At 67.8% G+C, this 20,765-nt stretch carries 22 protein-coding genes; 4 read left to right on the forward strand and 18 right to left on the reverse strand.

The window, feature by feature from the left end; genetic code table 11:
- The first annotated feature begins 127 nt into the window (after positions 1-127).
- The gene (gene deoC, locus ACE2AC_RS12545) at positions 128-1,117 is read left to right on the forward strand and encodes a deoxyribose-phosphate aldolase (RefSeq protein ID WP_375687524.1); all 990 of its coding nucleotides are present in this window, start codon (positions 128-130) and stop codon (positions 1,115-1,117) included.
- A 46-nt stretch (positions 1,118-1,163) separates the two neighbouring features.
- The gene (locus ACE2AC_RS12550) at positions 1,164-3,500 is read left to right on the forward strand and encodes an aldehyde dehydrogenase family protein (RefSeq protein WP_375687526.1); all 2,337 of its coding nucleotides are present in this window, start codon (positions 1,164-1,166) and stop codon (positions 3,498-3,500) included.
- A 129-nt stretch (positions 3,501-3,629) separates the two neighbouring features.
- Here ACE2AC_RS12550 and argE read toward each other — a convergent pair whose 3' ends face one another.
- From argE to ACE2AC_RS12620, 14 genes are all read right to left on the reverse strand, one after another.
- On the reverse strand, positions 3,630-4,766 hold the full coding sequence (gene argE, locus ACE2AC_RS12555) for an acetylornithine deacetylase (RefSeq protein WP_375687528.1): 1,137 nt from the start codon (positions 4,764-4,766) through the stop codon (positions 3,630-3,632).
- A gap of 15 nt (positions 4,767-4,781) precedes the next feature.
- Entirely contained in the window at positions 4,782-5,708 is a 927-nt protein-coding gene (locus tag ACE2AC_RS12560) for a LysR family transcriptional regulator (protein ID WP_375687530.1), read from the reverse strand.
- A 58-nt stretch (positions 5,709-5,766) separates the two neighbouring features.
- Positions 5,767-6,441 carry a DUF1028 domain-containing protein gene (locus ACE2AC_RS12565; protein WP_375687532.1) on the reverse strand — a complete coding sequence of 225 codons (675 nt, stop codon included), beginning with the start codon at positions 6,439-6,441 and terminating at the stop codon, positions 5,767-5,769.
- Positions 6,442-6,503: 62 nt separating this feature from the next.
- Positions 6,504-6,920, reverse strand: a complete 417-nt coding sequence (locus ACE2AC_RS12570; protein ID WP_375687534.1) for a RidA family protein — start codon at positions 6,918-6,920, stop codon at positions 6,504-6,506.
- Between the two features lie 85 nt (positions 6,921-7,005).
- Entirely contained in the window at positions 7,006-7,617 is a 612-nt protein-coding gene (locus tag ACE2AC_RS12575) for a glutathione S-transferase N-terminal domain-containing protein (RefSeq protein WP_375687536.1), read from the reverse strand.
- The gene (locus ACE2AC_RS12580; RefSeq protein WP_375687538.1) at positions 7,614-8,615 is read right to left on the reverse strand and encodes an NAD(P)H-quinone oxidoreductase; all 1,002 of its coding nucleotides are present in this window, start codon (positions 8,613-8,615) and stop codon (positions 7,614-7,616) included. Before ACE2AC_RS12580 ends, ACE2AC_RS12575 begins: the two co-directional genes overlap by 4 nt.
- Positions 8,612-9,736 carry an ABC transporter ATP-binding protein gene (locus ACE2AC_RS12585; RefSeq protein WP_375687539.1) on the reverse strand — a complete coding sequence of 375 codons (1,125 nt, stop codon included), beginning with the start codon at positions 9,734-9,736 and terminating at the stop codon, positions 8,612-8,614. Before ACE2AC_RS12585 ends, ACE2AC_RS12580 begins: the two co-directional genes overlap by 4 nt.
- Positions 9,726-10,535 carry an ABC transporter permease gene (locus ACE2AC_RS12590; RefSeq protein WP_375687541.1) on the reverse strand — a complete coding sequence of 270 codons (810 nt, stop codon included), beginning with the start codon at positions 10,533-10,535 and terminating at the stop codon, positions 9,726-9,728. The genes ACE2AC_RS12585 and ACE2AC_RS12590 overlap by 11 nt, the downstream gene beginning before the upstream one ends.
- Positions 10,535-11,386, reverse strand: coding sequence for an ABC transporter permease (locus tag ACE2AC_RS12595; protein ID WP_375687543.1), 852 nt, complete (start codon positions 11,384-11,386; stop codon positions 10,535-10,537). Before ACE2AC_RS12595 ends, ACE2AC_RS12590 begins: the two co-directional genes overlap by 1 nt.
- A 61-nt stretch (positions 11,387-11,447) precedes the next feature.
- Positions 11,448-12,473 carry an ABC transporter substrate-binding protein gene (locus ACE2AC_RS12600; RefSeq protein WP_375687544.1) on the reverse strand — a complete coding sequence of 342 codons (1,026 nt, stop codon included), beginning with the start codon at positions 12,471-12,473 and terminating at the stop codon, positions 11,448-11,450.
- A gap of 297 nt (positions 12,474-12,770) precedes the next feature.
- Positions 12,771-13,706: a 2-hydroxyacid dehydrogenase gene (locus ACE2AC_RS12605; protein ID WP_375687546.1), complete on the reverse strand. Its 936-nt coding sequence runs from the start codon at positions 13,704-13,706 to the stop codon at positions 12,771-12,773.
- The gene (locus tag ACE2AC_RS12610) at positions 13,703-14,149 is read right to left on the reverse strand and encodes a type II 3-dehydroquinate dehydratase (protein WP_375687547.1); all 447 of its coding nucleotides are present in this window, start codon (positions 14,147-14,149) and stop codon (positions 13,703-13,705) included. Before ACE2AC_RS12610 ends, ACE2AC_RS12605 begins: the two co-directional genes overlap by 4 nt.
- 29 nt (positions 14,150-14,178) lie before the next feature.
- The gene (locus ACE2AC_RS12615) at positions 14,179-15,432 is read right to left on the reverse strand and encodes a flavin-containing monooxygenase (RefSeq protein WP_375687548.1); all 1,254 of its coding nucleotides are present in this window, start codon (positions 15,430-15,432) and stop codon (positions 14,179-14,181) included.
- Between the two features lie 403 nt (positions 15,433-15,835).
- A complete protein-coding gene (locus ACE2AC_RS12620; RefSeq protein ID WP_375687550.1) occupies positions 15,836-16,630 on the reverse strand; it encodes a phytanoyl-CoA dioxygenase family protein in 795 nt (264 codons plus the stop codon).
- A gap of 83 nt (positions 16,631-16,713) precedes the next feature.
- Here ACE2AC_RS12620 and ACE2AC_RS12625 point away from each other — a divergent pair, with 83 nt between their 5' ends.
- Positions 16,714-17,616 (forward strand): LysR family transcriptional regulator, encoded by a 903-nt coding sequence (locus ACE2AC_RS12625; RefSeq protein WP_375687551.1) that lies wholly within the window; start codon positions 16,714-16,716, stop codon positions 17,614-17,616.
- A 28-nt stretch (positions 17,617-17,644) separates the two neighbouring features.
- Here the strand turns inward: ACE2AC_RS12625 and ACE2AC_RS12630 are convergent, their stop codons facing one another.
- Genes ACE2AC_RS12630 through serB form a run of 4 tightly spaced genes read right to left on the reverse strand, consistent with a single transcriptional unit; the run spans position 17,645 to position 19,732 of the window.
- Positions 17,645-17,965, reverse strand: a complete 321-nt coding sequence (locus tag ACE2AC_RS12630; RefSeq protein ID WP_375687553.1) for a YciI family protein — start codon at positions 17,963-17,965, stop codon at positions 17,645-17,647.
- Between the two features lie 37 nt (positions 17,966-18,002).
- A complete protein-coding gene (locus tag ACE2AC_RS12635; RefSeq protein ID WP_375687555.1) occupies positions 18,003-18,485 on the reverse strand; it encodes an SRPBCC domain-containing protein in 483 nt (160 codons plus the stop codon).
- A complete protein-coding gene (locus tag ACE2AC_RS12640; protein ID WP_375687557.1) occupies positions 18,482-18,811 on the reverse strand; it encodes an ArsR/SmtB family transcription factor in 330 nt (109 codons plus the stop codon). The genes ACE2AC_RS12635 and ACE2AC_RS12640 overlap by 4 nt, the downstream gene beginning before the upstream one ends.
- Positions 18,812-18,868: 57 nt before the next feature.
- Positions 18,869-19,732, reverse strand: a complete 864-nt coding sequence (gene serB, locus ACE2AC_RS12645; protein WP_375687559.1) for a phosphoserine phosphatase SerB — start codon at positions 19,730-19,732, stop codon at positions 18,869-18,871.
- Between the two features lie 149 nt (positions 19,733-19,881).
- Between serB and ACE2AC_RS12650 the strand changes: the two genes are divergently transcribed.
- Entirely contained in the window at positions 19,882-20,763 is an 882-nt protein-coding gene (locus ACE2AC_RS12650) for a hypothetical protein (protein WP_375687561.1), read from the forward strand.
- Positions 20,764-20,765 lie beyond the last annotated feature (2 nt).

Consider the following 20,765-nt stretch of genomic DNA (forward strand, 5'->3'; position numbering starts at 1 on the left):
ACTTTGCGAACCGTTCGCAACAAGCCACCCAACCCTGCGCAATTCCGCGCCGTTCGGGGCGCCGGGTGCCTTGCCTTGCCCCGGCCAAAGTGACACCCTTCCCCCAAGTTCGGGAGGAGCATCCCACATGGATACCACGCAAGATCACATCGTCCGGGACCTGCCCCAGACGGTCGAACCCCGCAATCCGGGCATGGACCTCGACATGGACTGGGTGCGGATGGCGCAGGCCAACACCTCGGCCATCGAGCGCCGCGCCGCGACCCTGCCAGGCCGCCGGTCGGTGAAGAAGGATTACCAGGCCGCCTGGCTGCTCAAGGCGATCACCTGCATCGACCTGACCACGCTGTCGGGTGACGACACCGAGGGGCGCGTGCGCCGTCTCTGCGCCAAGGCGAAGCAACCGGTGCGCACCGACATCCTCGATGCGCTCGGCGTGTCCGGCATCACCACGGGGGCAGTCTGCGTCTACCACGAGATGGTGCCGGCCGCCGTCGCCGCGCTGGAGGGCACGGGCATCCCCGTCGCCGCGGTCTCGACCGGCTTTCCCGCCGGCCTATCGCCGTTCAAGCTGCGCGTGGCCGAGATCAGCGAAAGCGTCGATGCCGGGGCCGAAGAGATCGATATCGTCATCTCGCGCCGCCATGTGCTGACCGGCAACTGGCAGGCCCTCTACGACGAGATGCGCGAATTCCGTGCCGCCTGCGGAGACGCCCACGTCAAGGCGATCCTCGCGACGGGCGAGCTCGGCACCCTGCGCAACGTGGCTCGCGCCAGCCTCGTCTGCATGATGGCGGGGGCCGATTTCATCAAGACCTCGACCGGCAAGGAGGGCGTGAACGCCACCCTGCCTGTCAGCCTGGTGATGATGCGCGCGATCCGCGCCTACCACGACCGCACCGGCATCCGCGTCGGCTACAAGCCGGCGGGCGGAATTTCCAAGGCCAAGGACGCGATCACCTACCTCGCGCTGGTGAAGGAGGAGCTGGGCAATCGCTGGCTGCAGCCCGACCTCTTCCGCTTCGGCGCCTCGTCGCTCCTGGGCGACATCGAGCGCCAGCTGGAACACCATGTCACCGGCGCCTATTCCGCCGGCTGGCGGCACCCGGTGAGCTGACGATGCGCGCACCATACGACACCGTTTGCAAGCGGGAGGCAGAGCAATGACCGTCAAGGAAATCTTCGAGAGCATGGATTACGGCCCCGCCCCCGAAAGCGCCGAGGACGCGCTGGCCTGGATCGTCGACCAGGGCGCCAGCTTCGGCCACTTCATCGACGGCACCTTCACCGACCCGGGCGAGACGTTCGAAAGCCGCAACCCCGCCACCGGCGAGGTGCTGGCAACCGTCACCCAGGGCACCCAGGCAGATGTCGACGCGGCCTTCCGTGCGGCCCGCAAGGCGCAACCGAAATGGGAAAAGGCCGGCGGGCATGCCCGTGCGCGCGTGCTATATGCCATCGCGCGTCTGCTGCAGAAGAACGCCCGCCTCTTTGCCGTGCTCGAAACCCTCGACAACGGCAAGCCGATCCGCGAGAGCCGCGACATCGACGTGCCGCTGGCGCAACGGCATTTCTACTATCATGCGGGCATGGCCCAGCTGATGGACAAGGAATTGCCCGACCGCCATGCCATCGGCGTCTGCGGCCAGGTGATCCCCTGGAACTTCCCGCTGCTGATGCTGGCCTGGAAAGTCGCGCCCGCCATCGCCATGGGCAATGCCGTGGTGCTGAAACCCGCCGAGTACACCTCGCTCACCGCGCTGCTGTTCGCGGACATCTGCCGCCAGGCTGGCGTGCCTGCCGGAGTGGTGAACATCGTGACCGGCAACGGCGCCACGGGCGAGATGATCGTCACCCATGCCGAGGCCGACAAGGTCGCCTTCACCGGCTCGACCGAGGTCGGCAGACGCATCCGTATGGCGACCGCCGGACGCGGCAAGGCCCTGACGCTCGAGCTGGGCGGCAAGTCGCCCTACATCGTGTTCGAGGACGCCGATATCGACAGCGCGATCGAAGGGCTGGTCGACGCGATCTGGTTCAACCAGGGCCAGGTCTGCTGTGCCGGATCGCGGCTGATCGTGCAGGAGGGCATCGCCGATGACTTCCACGCCCGCCTGAAGGCCCGGATGGACAAGCTGCGGGTCGGCGATCCGCTGGACAAGTGCATCGACGTCGGCGCGGTCGTCGACCCGGTGCAGCTGCAGACGATCACACGGCTGGTCGACGCGAACACCGCCGGTGAGGTCCACCGCGCGGCCTGCGACATGCCTGCCGCGGGCTGCTTCTACCCGCCGACGCTGATCACCGGGCTGGAGCCGTCGGACCCGCTGATGCAGGAGGAGATCTTTGGCCCGGTCCTCGTCTCGACCACCTTCCGCACCCCGGCCGAGGCGGTGCAGCTCGCCAACAACACCCGCTACGGCCTGGCCGCGACGCTTTGGAGCGAGAACATCAACCTCGCCCTCGACATCGCGCCGAAACTGGCCGCCGGTGTGGTCTGGGTGAACGGGACCAACATGTTCGACGCCGCCGCGGGCTTTGGCGGAGTCCGCGAAAGCGGGTTCGGCCGCGAAGGCGGCTGGGAAGGGCTGATGGCCTATACGGCACCGAAGGGTGACCGCAAGAAGATGAAGCCCCGGGCGCAGGACGCGGGCGAACCCGGCCCGGTCGAGGGGCTCGACCGCACCGCCAAGCTCTATGTCGGCGGCAAGCAGGCGCGGCCCGACGGCGGCTACACGCGCACCGTCTTTGGCTATGACGGCAGCCCGGCGGGCCATGTCGGCATCGCCAATCGCAAGGACGTGCGTAACGCGGTCGAGGCCGCGCATGCCGCGGCGGGCTGGGCCAGGACCACCGGCCACCTGCGGGCGCAAATCCTCTACTACATTGCCGAGAACCTGTCGGCCCGCGCCGGGGAGTTCGCCGCCCGGCTTGACGCGATGTACCGCAAGGGCGGCGCGCAAGAGGTGGTGGCCAGCATCGACCGGCTTTTCACCTATGCCGCCTGGGCCGACAAGTTCGGTGGCGACGTGCGATCGGTCCCGATCCGGGGCACGGCGCTGGCAATGCGTGAACCGGTCGGCGTGATCGGCGCGCTCTGCCCGGACGAGGCACCGCTGCTCGGGCTGATCTCGCTGATGGCGCCGGCCATCGCCATGGGCAACCGTATCGTCCTGGTCGCGTCCGAGCCGCATCCGCTGGCCGCAACGGACTTCTACCAGGTGCTCGACACCTCGGACGTGCCGGGCGGGGTGGTGAACATCCTCACCGGCAGCCATGCGGAGCTGGCCTCCGTCATGGCCAAGCACCTCGACCTCGACGCGGTCTGGAGCTTCTCGTCGACAGACGTTTCCGAGGTGATCGAACGCGAAAGCGCCGGGAACCTGAAACGCACCTGGGTCAACAACGGCTTCGCTACCGACTGGGCCAGCGCCGAAGGCCGCGGCTTCCTCGACGCCGCGACCGAGGTCAAGACGGTCTGGATTCCCTACGGCGAATGACCTGACGCACCCTGCCCGCCTTCCCTGACCCAAGAGCCTCGGGAGGCGGGGACATCATCTCCATACGGCTTCGAATGCGAGACTACCCGGCGGCCAGCGCGGGCTCCTCACCCGCGGCGAGCAGGTCGATCAACGCGTCCAGGAACCGTGCGCAGTCTTCGATCTGCGCCTCGCTGACGAATTCGTCGGGCTTGTGCCCCTGCGCCATGTGCCCCGGCCCGCAGACCAGCGCGGGCACGTCAAGCGCCTGCTGGAACAGCCCCCCTCGGTGCCGAAGGCAACCTTGATCAGCGCCGGGTCGCCGCCAAGCAGCGCCTGGAGAACCGCGATGGCGGGCGTGTCCGGCGGGGTGTCGAGGCCGGGATAGCCCGAGATCTCCTCGATCTCGATCCGGGCCTCGGGGAAGCGGTTGCGGTAGGGCGCGGCGATCGCCTCGGCATCCTCGAGGATCGCGGCCAGGATCTCTTCGGGATCGTCGGCCGCGACATTTCTTATCTCGAAATCCAGGTCGCAGCGGTTCGGCACGATGTTGAGCGCGGTGCCACCCTGCATCACGCCGACATGCACGGTCGAATAGGGAATGTCATAGGCCGCGTCCCGCGCGCCGGTGGCCTGCAGCTGTTCCTGCCGGGCCTGCAGCCGGGTGACGAAGGCCGCGCCCAGGTGCAGCGCGTTCAGCGCGTTCGGGGCGAGGGCGGAATGCCCCTCCTGCCCGTGGCAGCAAGCGCGGAAGCCGACCTTGCCCTTGTGCCCGTTGGCGATCCGCATGCCTGTCGGCTCTCCGATGATGCAGAGCGCCGGGCGCTCGGGCCGCGCCGCCATCCCGCCGAGCATCCCGCGCACGCCGAGGCAGCCGACCTCTTCGTCGTACGAGATCGCGAGGTGCAGCGGCAGCCGCAACGGACGGTCGGCCGCCCGCAGCATGGCGTGGATTGCGGCGGCCAGGAACCCCTTCATGTCCGCCGTGCCGCGGCCATAGAGGTTGCCGTCCTCGCGGTGGAGGGCAAAGGGATCGCGGCTCCAGGCCTGGCCGTCGACCGGGACCACGTCGCAATGCCCCGACAGGACGACGCCGCCCGATCCTTGGGGCCCGAGGCTCGCCCACAGGTTGGCGCGAGTGCCATCGTCGCTCTCGAACCGTTCCAGCCGGACCCCGGCCGGGCGCAGCAGCCCCTCGACATAGTCGAGCAGCTCGAGGTTCGACCGGCGGGAGACGGTGGGAAATGCGATCAGCCGGGCAAGGATGTCCTGGATGTCGGGGATCATCGGCGGTCCTCAGGGTCAGGAGACGAAGCCGGGCAGCTTGTTGGCATCCGCAGCCTCGTGGCAGTGGTCGATGAAGGCCTGGATCGTCCGCGACACGTGGCTGGCGCGCGAGGTCGCGATGCCCAGTTGCAGCGGCGGCACGTCGGTCAGCAGGGGTATGAACTTCAGCGGTTTGCCGTCCATCGAGGATTCCGACACCGTCCGCATGTTCGAGATGCCAAAGCCGAAACCGTTGGCGACAAGGCTGCGCTGGATCGCGATCTCGGTCGTGCGCTCGGTGATCCGCGGGCGCCGCCCGAGACCCCGGAAGAGCGACAGGAAGTAGTCGGAGCTGTGCGGCATATCCAGCAGCACCATGTCGTGGTCGAGCATGTCCGCCGCTGTCACCTCGCTCCGCCCGGCCAGCGGATGTGCGAGATCGACCATCACGTAGGGCGGCAGGGTGCGCAGCGGCTGGAAGTCGATGTCACTGGGCAGCGACAGGTCATAGGTCAGGGCCACGTCTATCCGGGCCGATCCGAGCGCGTCGAAGATCTGTGCCTGGTCCAGTTCAACCTGGCTGAAATCGACATTCTCGTACTTGTCCTCGAAGCTGCGGCGCAGCTGCGGCACCATCAGCTGCACGAAGGTCCGCATGCATCCGACCCTGAGCGAGCCGCGCACGCTCCCGGTGTAGATGTTGGCCATGTCGTTCAGCTTGTCCGCCGCGCTCAGCACCTCGCGCGCCTGCTCCATGAATCGTTCGCCCGTCGGCGTCAGGACCGACCCCTGCGCGTGGCGGCGGGTGAAGAGCTGCACGCCGAACCCGGCCTCAAGCTGGGCGATGGCCGAGGACATCGAGGGCGCGGTGACGTTCACCTTGTCGGCGGCCAGCGCGATGCTGCCCGCCTCGCCGACGGCGATGAAATATTCAAGTTGGCGCAGTGTGAACCTGAGAGGCATGGTGACTCCTCGACCCTGTTCCGTCCCGCCGGAGGTCCGCCGGCAGGAACGAGATTAGTTACTCGTCCCCCGGTACGCCATAGGATGGTGCCGCCCGGGGATCGAGCGCGCGGGTCACGTAGTCGTTCATCTGCGGCTCATAGACGGTCCAGGCCGCCTCGAGCGCGGTGATCGGGCACGCCTCGGTCCAGTCGATGCGCAGTTCGGCCAGCGGCCAGCTTTCCTTGTCGACCAGCAGGAGGCCCGCCGAATGCACCGGCCCGGCCTCGCCGCCGGCATCGAGCCCCGCGCGCAGCGCCCGCACCAGCCGCGCACCGAGGTGCCCGCGCGAGTTGGCGAAGGACTGCACCATCACCTCGGGCACGCCGGCATCGGCCAGCAGGTTGCCCGCCGCGGCGGCATCACGCCCCTCGGCCTCGGACCACATGCCGAGGACGTTGGCGCCGGAATAGATCGCGCTTTCGCCCGACCGCCCGACCGCCAGCACCTGGCGATAGGCCATGTGCGGTCCGCTGCGTTCGAGGATCGACAGGGCTTCGGACGCGCTCGCGCCCCGCGCCATCAGGTCCAGCGTGTGCGGCCCGAGGCGCGGATCGGTGATGTTCTGCGTGGCCACTGCGCCGACGCCCGCGCGGGCAAAGGAACAGCGGGCCGCGACCGCCGGAGAGGAGGACGAGATCGCCACCCCGAACATGCCGGTGTCGGGACAGTGGCCGATGATCGAAAACGTCATGAGTACTCCCGGGGCGATGCCCCCGTTTCAGGTCGGTAGGTGCGTTCCGTCTGCGCGCGGGCTCAGTCGGGGATCACGGCGGTGGCGTCGATCTCGACCAGCCATTCGGGCCGGGCCAGCGCGACGACGACAAGGCCGGTGCAGACCGGGTGCACGCCCTTGATGTATTCGCCCATCGTCCGATAGACCGCCTCACGGTGGCGCACGTCGGTCAGGTAGACAACCAGCTTGGTGACATGCTCCATCTGGCCGCCGCATTCCTCGACCAGCTGGCGGATGTTGCCCATGACCTTGTGGGTCTGTTCCACCGGATCGTTGCTCTTGATGTTCTCGGCGGTGTCGAGGTCCTGCGGGCACTGGCCGCGCAGAAAGATCGTGGTGCCCCCCTTCGCAACGACGGCCTGCGCCAGGTCGTTGTCGAGGTTCTGTTCGGGGTAGGTGTCCTTGGTGTTGAACTTGCGGTGACGAAGATGCGCCATGGGTGTCTTTCCTTGACTGGGCGGTGTGCCCGAGGGGTTCGGGCCATTGGGGGGCGGGGCCATGAGGCCCCTGTGAAACGGAGGGTCAGGCGCCGGGTCGCGTGGCGACCATCGCCGGGCGGGTATCGAACGCGGCGTGCCACTCGGCCAGCGCCGTGCGGCCATCGCGCCATCCGATGTCGGGGAACCGGAAGTCGAGCCAGCCGAGCGCGCAAGCGCAGGAGATCGCGCCGATGTCGTGGCAGTCGGGGTCCGGCAGGTCGGCCGCCATCGCGTCGAGCGCGTCGGTGACCTTCTCGCGCTGTTTCTCCATCCAGAGCGGCCACTGCAGCTCGGCCGGGCGGGCCAGCAGTTCGTAGCGGATCAGCAGCGCGGCATCGAGCAGCCCGTCCGCCAGCGCCTGGCGCCGCAGCGCGGTCCAGCGTGCCGGGCCGGCGGCGGGAAACAGCCCTCCATTCGCCTGCGTATCGAGATACTCGCAGATCACGCGGCTGTCGTAGAGCGGCGTGCCGTCGTCGGTCTGCGCCGCGGGCACCTTGGCCAGCGGGTTGAACGCCTGGATGCGGGTGTCGCGCTGGACTGGGTGCGCGGCACTGTCGAGGATCTCGACGCTGTCCTGCAGGCCCAGTTCGTGTGCGACCGCCATCACCTTGCGGACAAAGGGCGAGGCAGAGCCCCAGTAGAGCGAGAGTTTCATGCCGGCACCTCCTCCGTGCTCAGGGCGATCTTTCCGAAATTCCGGCCGCTTTCCAGCAGCGCGTGCGCCTGCCCCGCCTGCGCCAGCGGCAGCACCTCCGACAGGACCGGGCGCACCTTGTCCGGCCCGATCAGCGGCAGCAGGTGGTCGAGCACCGCGGCGGCGATCCCGGCCTTTTCGCTGTCGCTCTTCGGCCGCAGGGTCGAGGAGCTGAGCCAGAGGCCCTTGCGCATCACCAGCCCCAGGTCGACCGGCGCGACCATGCCGGTCATGAACGACAAGCCGATGTGCCGCCCGCCGGGCGCCATGCAGGCAAGATGCCGGTTCACCGCCTCTCCGCCGAGGATGTCGATCACCACGTCGACGCCGTGGCCGTCCGTCAGGCGCATCACCTCGGTCACGAGGTCGTCCGTACGGTAGTCGATGGCCCGCGCGCCCATGCCTTCCAGCCGGGCGCATTTCTCGGCCCCGCCGGCGGTGACGATCACCTCGGCGCCCCAGGCGCGGGCCAGTTGCAGGGCCAGCGTGCCGATCCCACTGGCGCCGCCCTGGATCAGGACGCGGTCGCCGGGTTCCAGCCCGCCCCGGTCGAAAAGATTGTGCCAGATGGTGAACAGCCCCTCGGGCAGCACGGCGGCCTCGACCAGGCTGAGGCCGTCCGGCACCGGGAGGCACTGGTCGGCCCTGGCGGTGACGTGACCGGCGTAGCCGCCCGCCTTCACCAGCGCCATCACGGTGTCGCCGATCTGCCAGCCGGAGACCCCCGGGCCGACCGCCGCGACATGGCCCGCGACCTCGAGCCCGAAGATGTCTGACACGTCGGCCGGCGCAGGCAGCGCACCGCTGCGCTGCATCAGGTCGGGCCGGTTCACGCCGGCGGCGGCAACGCGGATCAGCACCTCGCCCGCGGCGGGCGCGGGCACCGGGCGCTCGACCATCGTCAGCACGTCCGGCCCGCCGGGTTCCGACGCGATCACGGCCATCATCGTCGCGCTCATGCTGCCTGCTCCTCGCGGGCATAGATCGCCGGGCCGCGGTCCGGCAGGGCGATGCCGACGGCGGTGCCCGCCGCCAGCGCCTCGCCCGCCGGGACGCGCAGCATCACGCGGCCTTCCTCGGCCGCCGGGCAGTCGAGGTGCAGTTCGGCATAGCTGCCCTGGTAGACCGAAAGCGCCACCTTGGCAGGGATCGCACCGGGCGTGTCGGCCGCGGTCAGGCGGCAGAGTTCGGGCCGGACGACCAGCGTCACCGGACCGGCCTCGGGCAGCTCGTCCTGGAAGGTCGACAGCGGCAGGCGGGTGCCGCCGACGTCGAGGGTCACGTCGGCGGCGGCCCTATCGACCAGTTCGGCCGAGAACAGGTTGGCATCACCCACGAAGGTCGAGACGAAGTGGCTTTGCGGGCTGTCGTAGATCTCGCTCGGCGTGCCGATCTGGCGGATCCGGCCACGCGACATGACGGCGATCCGGTCCGACATGCTCAGCGCCTCGCCCTGGTCGTGGGTGACGAAGACGGTGGTCAGGCCGATGCGCGACTGGATTTCCTTGAGCTCGACCTGCATCGCGGTCCGCAGGTTCCGGTCGAGCGCCGAGAACGGTTCATCCAGCAGCAGCACCCGCGGCCGGATCACCAGCGCCCGGGCCAGCGCGACCCGCTGCTGTTGCCCGCCCGACAGCTGCCGGGGACGGCGGTCGGCGAAATCCTCGAGCTTGACCAGTTCCAGCGCCTCGCGCACCCGCTGGGCGATCTCGGCCTTGGCGACCTTCCGCGTCCGCAGGCCGTAGGCCACGTTCTGCGCCACGGTCATGTGCGGGAAGAGCGCGTAGTTCTGGAACACGATCCCGATCTCGCGCTGGTGCGGCGGGACCTGCGTGACGAGGTCGCCGTCGATGAACAGCTCTCCGCCGTCAGCCTCGAGAAAGCCCGCGATCAGGTTCAGGAGCGTGGTCTTGCCGCAGCCCGAGGGGCCGAGCAGGGTCAGGAACTCTCCCCTCCGGATCTTGAGCCAGACGGGTTCCAGCGCAACGGTCCCGGAGAACGACTTGGAGACGCCGTCAATCTGGACAGCGGGGCGGTCCCCGCCGGCATGCGGGGCGGCAGAGATGAACTCACTCGACATTGAGAACCTTTTCAAGGCGGAAGATTTTGTGGGTGACCAGCAGCGCGGCTGCGACCACGGCCACGTAGATGACGGACACGGCGGCCAGCGTCGGGTCGGCGTATTCGCGGACATAGTTGTACATCGCCACAGGCAGGGTCTGGGTGCTCTGGTTGACGACGAAGAGCGAGGCCGTGAACTCGTTGAACGACAGGATCGCGGCGAAAAGCCCGCCGGCGATCAGGCCCGGCGACAGCAGCGGCAGGGTGATCGTCAGCAGCACGTGCAGCGGCGTGCCGCCCAGGCTTTCGGCGGCCTGTTCATAGCGCCGCTCGAAGTTCTGCAGCGAGACGTAGACCGACCGCGCCACGAAGGGCAGGACGATGATGACATGCACCGCGACGACCAGCCCGTAGGACCGCGGCAGCGCGGCGGCGGCCGAGAGGATCAGCAGGCCCAGGCCGATGGTGAAGTTCGGGATGATCAGCGGCGACATCAGCACGCTGTTCAGCACCGCCTTGCCGGCGAATTCGTATCGGTTCAGCACATAGGCAAATCCCGCCCCCGCGATCAGCGCAATGGTGGCGCCGACGGCCGCGATCTTGAGCGAGTTGACCAGCCCCTCGGCAAAGTCGCGGTATTCGAAGGCGTTGGCATACCAGCGCAGCGACCACGCCTTGGGCGGGAACGACAGGATGGCGCTGTCGTTGAACGAGGCGATGAACACCACGACGAAGGGCAGCAGGACGAAGCCCAGGATCAGCGTCAGGATGATCCGGCCGCTCCAGTCCAGCAGGTGGTCGAGGAAGGACTTTCTCATCAGTGCGCTCCGATCTGTTCGACGCGGCGCATGCCCGAGTTGAAGAGCGCGAGCACGGCTATGGTGAACAGCAGGCCGACCAGCGACAGCGACGCGGCCAGCGGGAAGTTGAACGAGGCGAAACCGACCTGGTAGACGAGGGTCGAGATCGTCTGCACCTTGCCGCCTCCGATCATCTGCGGCGTCGCGAAGGCCGAGAAGGTCCAGGCGAAGGCGGTCGAGGTGGCCGCCACGATGCCGGGAATCGATAGCGGCAGCGTCACGGTCAGGAACACCCGCACCCGACCGGCCCCCAGCGATGTCGCGGCGCGTTCCAGGTTCCGGTCGATGTGCGACAGCGCGGCGGCCAGCATCACCACCACGATCGGCAGGGTGAAGTGCACCAGCGCGATCACCACGCCGGTCATGGTGAACATGAAATCGATCGGCCGATCGATCAGGCCCAGTTGCATCAGGGTGGCGTTCACGAAGCCCCGGTTGCCCAGCACGATCATCCAGGAATAGGTGCGAACGATCTCGCCCAGGAAAAGCGGCGTGAGCGAGATCAGGAGGATCGCGCTACGCAGACGTACGGAGGCGGCGCGGACCATGGCATAGGCCAGCGGATAGCCCACCATCAGCGTGAAGACGGCCGTCCAGATGCAGAGCAGGACGGTGTTGAGGAAGGCCTGGCCATAGACCGGTTTCCACAGGGTGGTGAAGTTCTCGAGCGTGAAGCCGCCGGGATCGAGCGAGCCGGGCACGTAGGCCCGGAAACTGTACTGCACGATCGCCAGGAAAGAGGCCGTGATCCCGAAGGCGATCAGGATCGACGGAGAGGCGAACCAGGCGAGGAAGGGGCGCTTCGACATTGGGGGACGTGAATTCCTGCAAGGGGTGTCCCGGCGGCGGCACCGCCGGGACGGGTTGGGGTCAGTTGCCCGCGATCATGTTCTCCGAGAACCACTGGCGCCATTCGGCGGTCTTCTCGGCCCGCAGCTCGTGCGGGATGATCAGGGTCTGGGATTCCCACTGTTCCGGCGTGGTGAAGATGCCGGGCAGCGAGGCGAGCTCTTCGGGGAGCGTGACGTTCGAGACGACCGGGCTGCCCTTCTTGATCTCGGCGATCTTGGCCTGAACCTCGGGGTCGAGGGCCGCGTTGATGAACTGGTAGGCCAGCTCCTGCTTGTCGGTCCCGGCGGTGATGCCCATGGTGTCGACGCCCAGTACCGCACCCTCTTCGGGGATCGCAAGCTGCACGTCGAGGCCCTGCGACTGCATGTGGTAGGCGTTCATCGACAGCATGATCTGCACCGCGGTCTCACCGGTCGACAGCAGCTGCTGAGAGTTCGCGTCGTTGGTGTAGAACGCCTTGAAGTTCGGCTTGAGCGCCATCAGCTTCTCGGAGGCATCCTGCCAGTTCTCGATGTCGACGCCTTCCAGCTTGGAGGCCACCGCGATGATGTGCGACGGGTCGAAGTCGGGCGCGGCCAGCATGCCTTCGAGCTCGGGCGACCAGAGGTCTTCCCAGCTGTCGAAATCGATCCCGGCGGGCACCAGCTCGGGCAGGTAGCCGATGGTGTAGACATAGGCCCAGGCGCCGATATGCGACGGGCTGATCTTGGCCTGCTCGACCAGGTTCTCGGCGTTCGGGATCTTGGACATGTCCAGTTCCTCGAACAGGCCGTCGTTGTGGTACAGCCAGCCGATGTGCGAGGTGGTGAAGGTCACGTCGCTTTCGGGGGTGTCCTTGCTCAGCTTGGCCTGGTTCAGCCGGTCGATGGTGCCGCCGGTGATGAACTCGACCTCGACGCCGGTTTCCTCGGTGAACTTCTTGGCGATGGTGTCGGCGATCAGGTCGCGGAAGCTGCCGCCCCAGCTGCTGACCACGAGGGTCTCGGCAAAGGCAGCGGGAGCGATCAGGCTCAGTGCGGTGGCAGTCAGGAGGAGACGTTTCATGCAGGGTGTCCTGTTGGGTTAGGGTCTGTCGTTGGGCATGCAGAGAGCGGGATGCCGCGGCGAACCCGGGCCGGGAGAGCGGCCCGGGGTAGTGCCCCGGCGCGGGGAAGAGGGTCCGCGACGGGAATTCGAGATGGGCCGAGACTGCCGACCGGGGGCGGGTTCGGGTAATCGCAAAATCCGAAGCCCTACTTAGATTTTTCCAATTCAACCGCGTAAGATCATGCTTTTACGCAGTAAATTCGGATAGCGGAGAGGCATGCCGCCTCGGCGATCCGGGGCCGCCGGGCCAAGTGCCTAATATCCGCGCAGTCGCGACACCTCGTTGGCCAGCGTCCCGCCGGTCTGCACCGCCCGGATGTTGGCCGCGATCTGCGGCGCCGCGCTTTTCGGCAGCGCGACCGAGGCGAGGTGCGGCGTGATCAGGACGCCCGGCAGCGACCAGAGCGGGTGATCCCGCGCCAGCGGCTCGGCGGCAAAGACGTCGAGCGTCGCGCCCGACAGGTGGCCGGACCGCAGCAACTCGACCAGCGCGGCCTCGTCCACGACCTCTCCGCGCGAGACGTTGATGAAGGCCGCGCCCTTCGGCATTGCCGCAAAGACCTCGGCCCCCAGACGGTCTCGTGTGGTCGGGGTCAGCGGCAGCATGCAGACCACGATCTCGGCCCGGTTCAGCAGCGGCGGCAGCGCGTCGTCGCCGCAGTGCACCGTCACGCCGGGCAGGTCGCGCGGCCGGGTCGCCCAGCCGTGGGTATCGAACCCCTGCCGCGCCAGTTCCGTCGCCGCCAGGGCGCCCAGTTCGCCAAGGCCCAGGACCGCCACGGTGATCTCGCTCGCCGCGCGGGGATGCTTGTAGGCCCAGTCGTGCCGCGCCTGCGCCGCTTCGAAATGCGGGATGTCGCGCGCGTGACGCAGGACCGAGAACAGGACGAAGCCGGCCATCATCTTGCCCATCTCGGGGTCGGACAGGCGGGTGATCGGCACGTCCGGCAGGTCGTTCCGCGCCACCAGCCGGTCCACCCCGGCGCCGAGGTTGATCACCAGTTCGAGGTTCGGGAACCGGGCAAAGAACCCCTCGGGCGGGAGCCAGACCAGCGCGAAGCGGACGGCGGCCGGATCAGTGACCTCCTCCGCCCGTTCGATCCGCACGCTGTCGCCCAGGTGCGGGGCCAGCGCGTCGCGCCAGGCCTCGAACGGATCGGGACCGCTGTAGAAGACCAGCGTGTCGGTCATGCCGCCGGGTCCGCGATCATCGTGCCCATGGCCTGCAGGCCCAGGAGGTAACCCTGCAGCCCGAGCCCCGCGATCACGCCGGTCGCGGCCTTGGACATGTAGGAATGATGCCGGAAGGGTTCGCGTTTCCAGATGTTGCTCATGTGGCATTCGATGATCGGGCCGTCGAACGACATCAGCGCGTCGAGGATCGCGATCGAGGTATAGGTCAGCCCTGCCGCGTTGATCAGGAGGCCGGCGCAATCCTGCCGCGCCTCCTGGATCCAGTCGATCAGCACGCCTTCGTGGTTCGACTGCCGGAAGTCGAGCGCAAAGCCCAGCTCTTCGGCGCGTGCCTTGCAGGCCGCTTCGATCTGGGGAAAGCTGTCGGTCCCGTATGTGCCGCTGGGGTCGAGCCCGTAGAGGTTGGCATTGGGGCCGTTGAGGAACATCACGGTCTTCATGGGCGGTCCTTTCGCGTTCGGGCCTTGGCTCAGCTCTTCTCGTAGGCGACGTAGTTGCGCTGCACCCCGATGTGGGTGGCAAGGTACTTGGCGTCGTACCAGCAGCCGTAGATGAAGGACGAGGCACGGTTGGTCAGCTCGGGCAGGCCGAGGAAGTAGATGCCCGTCTCGGCCGAGATGCCGCGCTTGTGGAACGGGGTGCCGTCCTCGCGGAAGGCGCCCGGCACCTGCAGCCAGCCGAAATCGAACTTGAAGCCGGTCGCCCAGATGATCGTCGTGATTCCGGCCGCGGCGAGGTCCAGTTCCCGGATCGGAGTCTTGACGCACTCGGGGTCAGCCACGATCTCCCACGCCTCGGGTTCGAGCGGCAGGTCGATGCCATTGCGCTCAACGTACTCGTCGGCCTCGCGCAGCACCTCGAGGTAGGCGCGGTCGCCTTCCAGCATGTTCGGGACAAGGTCGTCCGCGATGCTGAGCACGCCGTCCGCGTAGCCCTCGGTCATGCCCATCACGGTGATGCCCATGTGCCCGAGACGGCGGAAATCGACGGTGCGACCGCCGTCATAGCCGCTGACGGCAAAGGCCACGTGCTTTTTCTTGGAGTCGATCTTGATCTCGTCCCACTTGCCCAGCACGCCAAGCCACCAGACGTAGTCGCGGTCGCGGTAGGAGCGCGGAGGGCGGTAGTGCTCGCCGATCGAAAGATAGACCTCGCGCCCGGCCAGCCGCAGCTCCTCGGCGATCTGGCAGCCCGATGCGCCACCGCCGACGACCAGCACGGCGCCCGGCGCCAGCTTGTCGGGATTGCGGTACTGGGACGAATGGATCTGCGCGATCCCCGCGTCCTCGGGGACGATCTTGGGGAACGAGGGCACCTGGAACGGGCCGGTGGCGGCAACGACGCGCTGCGCCTCGATGGTGCCGTCCGCGGTCTCGACAAGGAAACCGGGGCGACCGTCGCAGCGGCGGACCGACTTGACCTCGACACCGGTGCGGATCGGCGCGTCGATCATCCTCGCGTAGTCCTCGAAATACTTGGCCATCCGCTCCTTCGGCGGAAAGACATCGGGGCCGACATCGTCGAATTCCATGTGCGGGAAGCGGTCGTGCCAGGCGGGGCCGTTGGCAACCAGCGAATCCCAGCGTTGGCTGCGCCAGGCCTCGGCCACGCGGTTCCGTTCAAGCACGAGGTGCGGGATCCCCATCGCAGTCAAGTGCTCGCTCATTGCAATTCCGGCCTGACCTGCGCCAACGACGAGCGTGTCAGTTTTTTCGGCTGTCATATTCACTTCCTGGTTTGGGGTCGTCTCGTGCAGGCGGCCCGGGGCCCTGTGCGCATCGGCTGCGGCCCGGTCCCGCGACGGCTGCCCTGTCGGTTGGTCCGGGTCCAGAACTGCGCGGGGGCGGTCGCCGTGGGAAGTAGAAAATTCCAAAGCAGCGCACAGGGAAAGGTCGCCTCAACCCTTTGCAACTGCCAAGCCGCGGCCGGACATTCCGCCCGTATCTCAGGAGGATAGGCACCGATCGCGCCCATGTATCGCCCGGCCCGCGCAGGCCGGGTCACGGCGCGCGGCACCCGGGCGGAACGGTCGCGCCGGGGCGTGCGGTGAAAATTTGGGCCAAACGGAAGCGGGCGGCGTGGCACCCCTGCCCCGCCGCCCACGTCAAAGCTCAGGTGCCACGCACCTACCGTTGGAAGATCACCGGGAACCAGTCCTCGCGCAGGATGTCGCCCGGCTGCATGTCGTGGCCGGGAAACGGCGGAGAGGTCCGGCCGGGGCGTTCGACATAGCGTGCGTCGTCGCCCACCAGCCGCAGCGAGAACGCCCGCCGCCGGTCGCCTGTGGTGTTGCCCCGCGCGCCATGCAAGATCGCGTAGTTGAAGGCCACGGCGTCGCCCGGTGCCATTTCCCATTCGCGGATCTCCATGCCCTCGGCATCCGGGTCGGGCACCGGCATGTAGGCATCGCTGTCGGGGAAGAAGTTGGTTTCCGACAGCCAGCGCATCGGCAGGACGGGCTTTTCCCACAGATGGCTGCCCGCCACGCAGCGCAGGCTGGCGTCCTTCACCGGGTCGAGCGGCGACCAGAAGCTGACGTTCTGCATCCCGTCCACGAAGTAGTAGGGCCCGTCCTGGTGCCAGGGCGTCGGCTTGGAGGTGCCCGGTTCCTTCACCAGCACGTGGTCATGGAACACCTGCACCCGGTCCGACTGCATCAGGTCGGCGGCCACCTCGGCCGCGGGCGACCGGCGCACGACGGTCTCGAATTCAGGGATGCGGTTCCAGTTGCAGTAGTCGTCGAAGAAGCGGCCCGCCTCGCCCGCCTTCAGGTTCTCGGCCGCGTAGGGGCCGGGCTCGGCCATGTTGCGCTCCACCCCGGCGCGCAGCGCCTCGACGTGGTCGGCGAACAGGCCCTTGATCAGCACGACGCCGTCGCGCTGGAAGGTGTCGATGATGTCCTGGGTCAGCAATGGATGCATGGTGATGTCCTCTTGTGCCGGGTCAACCTAGGCGCCGGCACAAATAGCTTCCAATAATATGTGCGAATAATATTATTAGCTTAATGCTATACAACACCCTCCGCCAATACGAGTACCTTGTCGCCGTGGCAGACCTTGGCAGCCTGACCGAGGCAGCGCGTCACCTGAACGTGTCGCAGCCGTCGCTGTCGGTGGCGATCACTCGGGTCGAGGCGCGGCTCGGAGCGCCGGTCCTCGTCCGCCGCAAGGGCGCGCGGGTCGAGGTCACGCCCTACGGCCACCGCCTGCTGCCCCGGATCCGGGCGCTGCTGGAGCTTGCCACCGGGATCGAGCAGGACACGGACACCCCCGCGCCCTTCGTGCTGGGCTGTTTCGAGGATATCGCGCCGCTGCACCTTGCCGGGGCGCTCGCCGCGCTCGGGCAGCGGTTCCCGGACCACGGCTTCCGCGGGGCCGAGGGGCGGTTTGCCGACCTGGCCGCCGACCTCGACCAGGGGCGGGTCGACGTGGCGATCACCTACGACGTCGGCTTTGCAGAGCGGTTCGACCGGCAGGTCCTCGGGCACGTCGCCCCGGTGGCCTTCCTTGCCCCTGACCATCCGCTGGCGCATCGCGAGGCGCTGGCACTCGAAGACCTCGCGCCGCATCCGCTCATCTTCTTTTCCGAGGAACTGTCCGAGGGGTTCATGAACACCCTCTTCCAGGAGATGCGGCTGCACCCCACCGTCGGCCACAGGGTCCGGTCGCTGGAAATGATGCGCTCGCTCGCCGCGCACGGGGCGGGGATCGGGATCAGCTATTCCTGCCCGCCGGGGACGATCAGCTATGACGGGCGGCCGCTGGTAACGCTGCCGATCGTCACGCCGCAGGCCGCGACCGGGATCGCGCTGGTCTGGTCGCGGCTGCGGGCGCGGGACGACCGCTTCGACGCGGTGATCCGGGCGCTGGCCGAGGTTGTCCAGGTCGCCGGGCCCGCGCCGGGATGACGGCCGGGCCGGGGCCCGGCCATCCCTTTCACATCGGCATCGGGATGATCTCGGCCACCTCGACCGACCCGCCGCCGGCGACCATCGGATTGCCCTTGGCCAGCTTGCAGGCGGTCTCGATATCCGGCGCCTCGACGATGGAATAGCCGAAGGCGGCATTGGCAACGTCGTCGACCACGCCCTTGGCGGTGACCGATTTGGACTTGCCGACCGGCTCGCCCGGCTCGACCATGGCGGTGCCGACGTCCTGCATCCAGTCGCCCCAGGCCTTCATCGCAGCCTCTTGCTCTTCGGGGGTGGAGGGCACGCCGGAGGCGTCGCCGTGATAGATGTAAAGATACTTGGGCATTTCAGTCTCCTTGGGTTCAATGCGTCGCGAAATGGGGTCAGGGTTGGAGCGACGGGTTCGGCGCCAACAGGAAATCCAGCTTGCGGAGGGTCGAAATCCAGCCGCGGCTGTGCGCCTGGCCTGCCTCGACATCGTGCAGCTCGCGATGGGTCAGCGTCAGGCGGGCGCCTGTGGCGGTTTCCTCGACCGTGAAGATCACGTGGCTTTCCGGGCCGCGGGCATCGGTGGCCGGGTCGTGCCACGCCCAGGTGAAACCGACCGAGCCGCGGCCGCCTTCGGGCGGACGAACATGAGTGATCTGGCCCGAGACCTTGAAGCAGTCGCCGCTTTCCTTGCCGGTCATGGTGCAGGTCCAGGGACCGGTGTGGCGGAAATCCATCTCGCAGGTTTCTAGGTAGACGCCTTCGGGCCCGAACCACTGGATCAGCTGGACCGGCTCCGTCACTGCCCGCCACAGCCGGTCGAGCGCCACGGTGTAGTCGCGAACAAACTCGATGTCCGCCGTTTCGGTGTCCTTCATTCCTCTCCCTCCGGGTCGAGCGCCAGCATCTCGTCCAGCCGGTCAAGGCTGGCGGACCAGAAGGCGCGATGATCCATGGTCCAGTCCACGATGGCGCGCAGCGCCTCGGGGCGGACGGCGTAGAGGCGATGGGTCCCGACCGCACGCTGGTCCACCAGCCCAGCCTCGCGCAGCACCTTGAGGTGGCGCGAGATCGCGGGGGCCGAGATCTCTGCGCCCGCGACAAGGTCGCCGGCAGGCAGTTCGCCGTTGCGGATCAGCGTCTCGACCATCGCAAGGCGGGTCGGGTCGGACAGTGCGGAAAAGGTTCGGGTCAGATCGCTCATGACCCGAATATTCGCGATTCGGTTAATTAACGCAACTGTTAATTAATGGGGCCGTGGTCAGCCGGCGAACTCCTGCCGGGCATAGCCCTGCAGGTAAAGCAGCGCGGTCAGGTCGCCGTGGTTGATCCGGATGTCGCACTGCGCCGCCACCGCCGGTTTCGCATGCAGCGCCACCCCGGCCCCGGCCAGCCCCAGCATCCCGAGGTCATTGGCCCCGTCACCGACTGCGATCACGTCGGCGGGCGTGATGACCAGCCGGGCCGAGATCTCCTCGAGCGCCTGCACCTTGGCATCACGGCCGAGGATCGGGCGCCCGACCTCTCCGGTCAGGGTGCCGTCGGCGGCGATCAGGGTGTTGGCGCGGTTCTCGTCAAAGCCCAGCATCTCGGCCACCCGGCCGGTAAAGGCGGTGAACCCGCCCGAGACCAGCGCGCAGTAGGCCCCGTTGGCCTTCATCGTCGCGATCAGCTCGCGCCCGCCCGGCATCAGCGTGATCCGGGTGTCCAGCACCTTGCCGATCACCGTTTCGGGCAGGCCCTTGAGCAGTCCGACGCGTTCGGTCAGCGCGCCCTCGAAATCCAGCTCGCCGTTCATCGCACGGGCAGTGATCTCCTTGACCCGCGCGCCGACCCCGGCCTCGTCCGCAAGCTCGTCGATGCATTCCTGCTGGATCATCGTGCTGTCCATGTCGGCCAGCAGCATCCGCTTGCGCCGGTTGCGCGTCGGCAGGATGTTCATGTCCGCCTGCATCTTCTGGAAATCCTCCCAGACCTGCCAACGGTTCGACGGGACATCGTCGATCTCGAACTCGGCCGCGGCATTGACCGACAGCCAGCGCAGCGCGCTGCCGCCCCATGCGGACCGCAACGCCTCGGCGGCGGCGGCATCGAGATGCGGGGCTGTGAGGATGACGGTGAACATCGGCGGCTCCGGTTCGGAAAGATCGCCCCGCTCAAAGCACAAACCCGCGCGTGTTTCCAGAGGGTTGCACCGTCAGACAAAGCGTCTCTGGGTGCTTGACCGATGGGGAGTTTCCGCTGAAGCCTTTGCCGTCACACGGAGAAAGCGGCTTGAGCGAAGAGTATCTGAGCACCCCTGCGGATGCGTCGTACTATCCCATCACCATCCTCGAGGTGCTCGTGCAGCCGGGCTGGACCATACCCGGCAAACAGCGGCTGGCGCGCTACCGGCGGGCCGATGGGACCGAGAGCGGGCTGATCTTTCCCCATGCCTGCCAGGTGCAGAGGGTGCTGATCACGCCGGGCCAGGTGCTGGACCGCCGCACGCAGTTCATGGAGGTGCGGCGGCTGGACGACGTGGCGACGGCGGAGCCCAAAGCCGCGCCTGCAGCACCATCGGACCCCACGCCCGGTGCCGAAGCAGCCGCAGAAACCACCGCCGCGCCCCCGCCGAACCCACGGCGCAGCGCCATGCGTTGGCTGATCGGTGTGCCCCTGGCGCTGGTCGTCCTGCTCTGGGCGCTGGAGGCCGCACGCATCTGGCCGTGGCATCCGACTTGGTACGCGTTGAAACAGGCGATCACCGGCCATCCCGACTTCGAGGGCTACTACGACTGGGCCAGCGAATACTACGGGACCGAAACATCGCGCGACGCGACCGCGCAGGCCCCGGCGGCGGCGCCCACAAAGGCGCCCGCGCCGCAGGACACCGCCCAGACCGACGTGGCCCGGATCATGGCCACGATGAGCGACGAGATGATCTGGGAGGCCGACGCCGTCTGCGACGACGACACGCCCGGTTACTTCGGTTACCAGCTGCTCATGGACTACGGCCTGACGTCCGAGGACGAGATCGACGCGTTCTGCAGCGCCGTGTGGGACGCCGCACTTGCGCTGGTGCGCGAGAATGGCACCACGCAGGGGACGGCGCCCGCGCTCCAGACCTCCGCGCAGACCGCCACCCCCCGGCGCTGCCGGACATTCCCGAGCTGACC

Origin of the sequence: Pseudooceanicola sp. LIPI14-2-Ac024 (genome assembly GCF_042188925.1) — a bacterium.
GTDB lineage: Bacteria > Pseudomonadota > Alphaproteobacteria > Rhodobacterales > Rhodobacteraceae > Pseudooceanicola.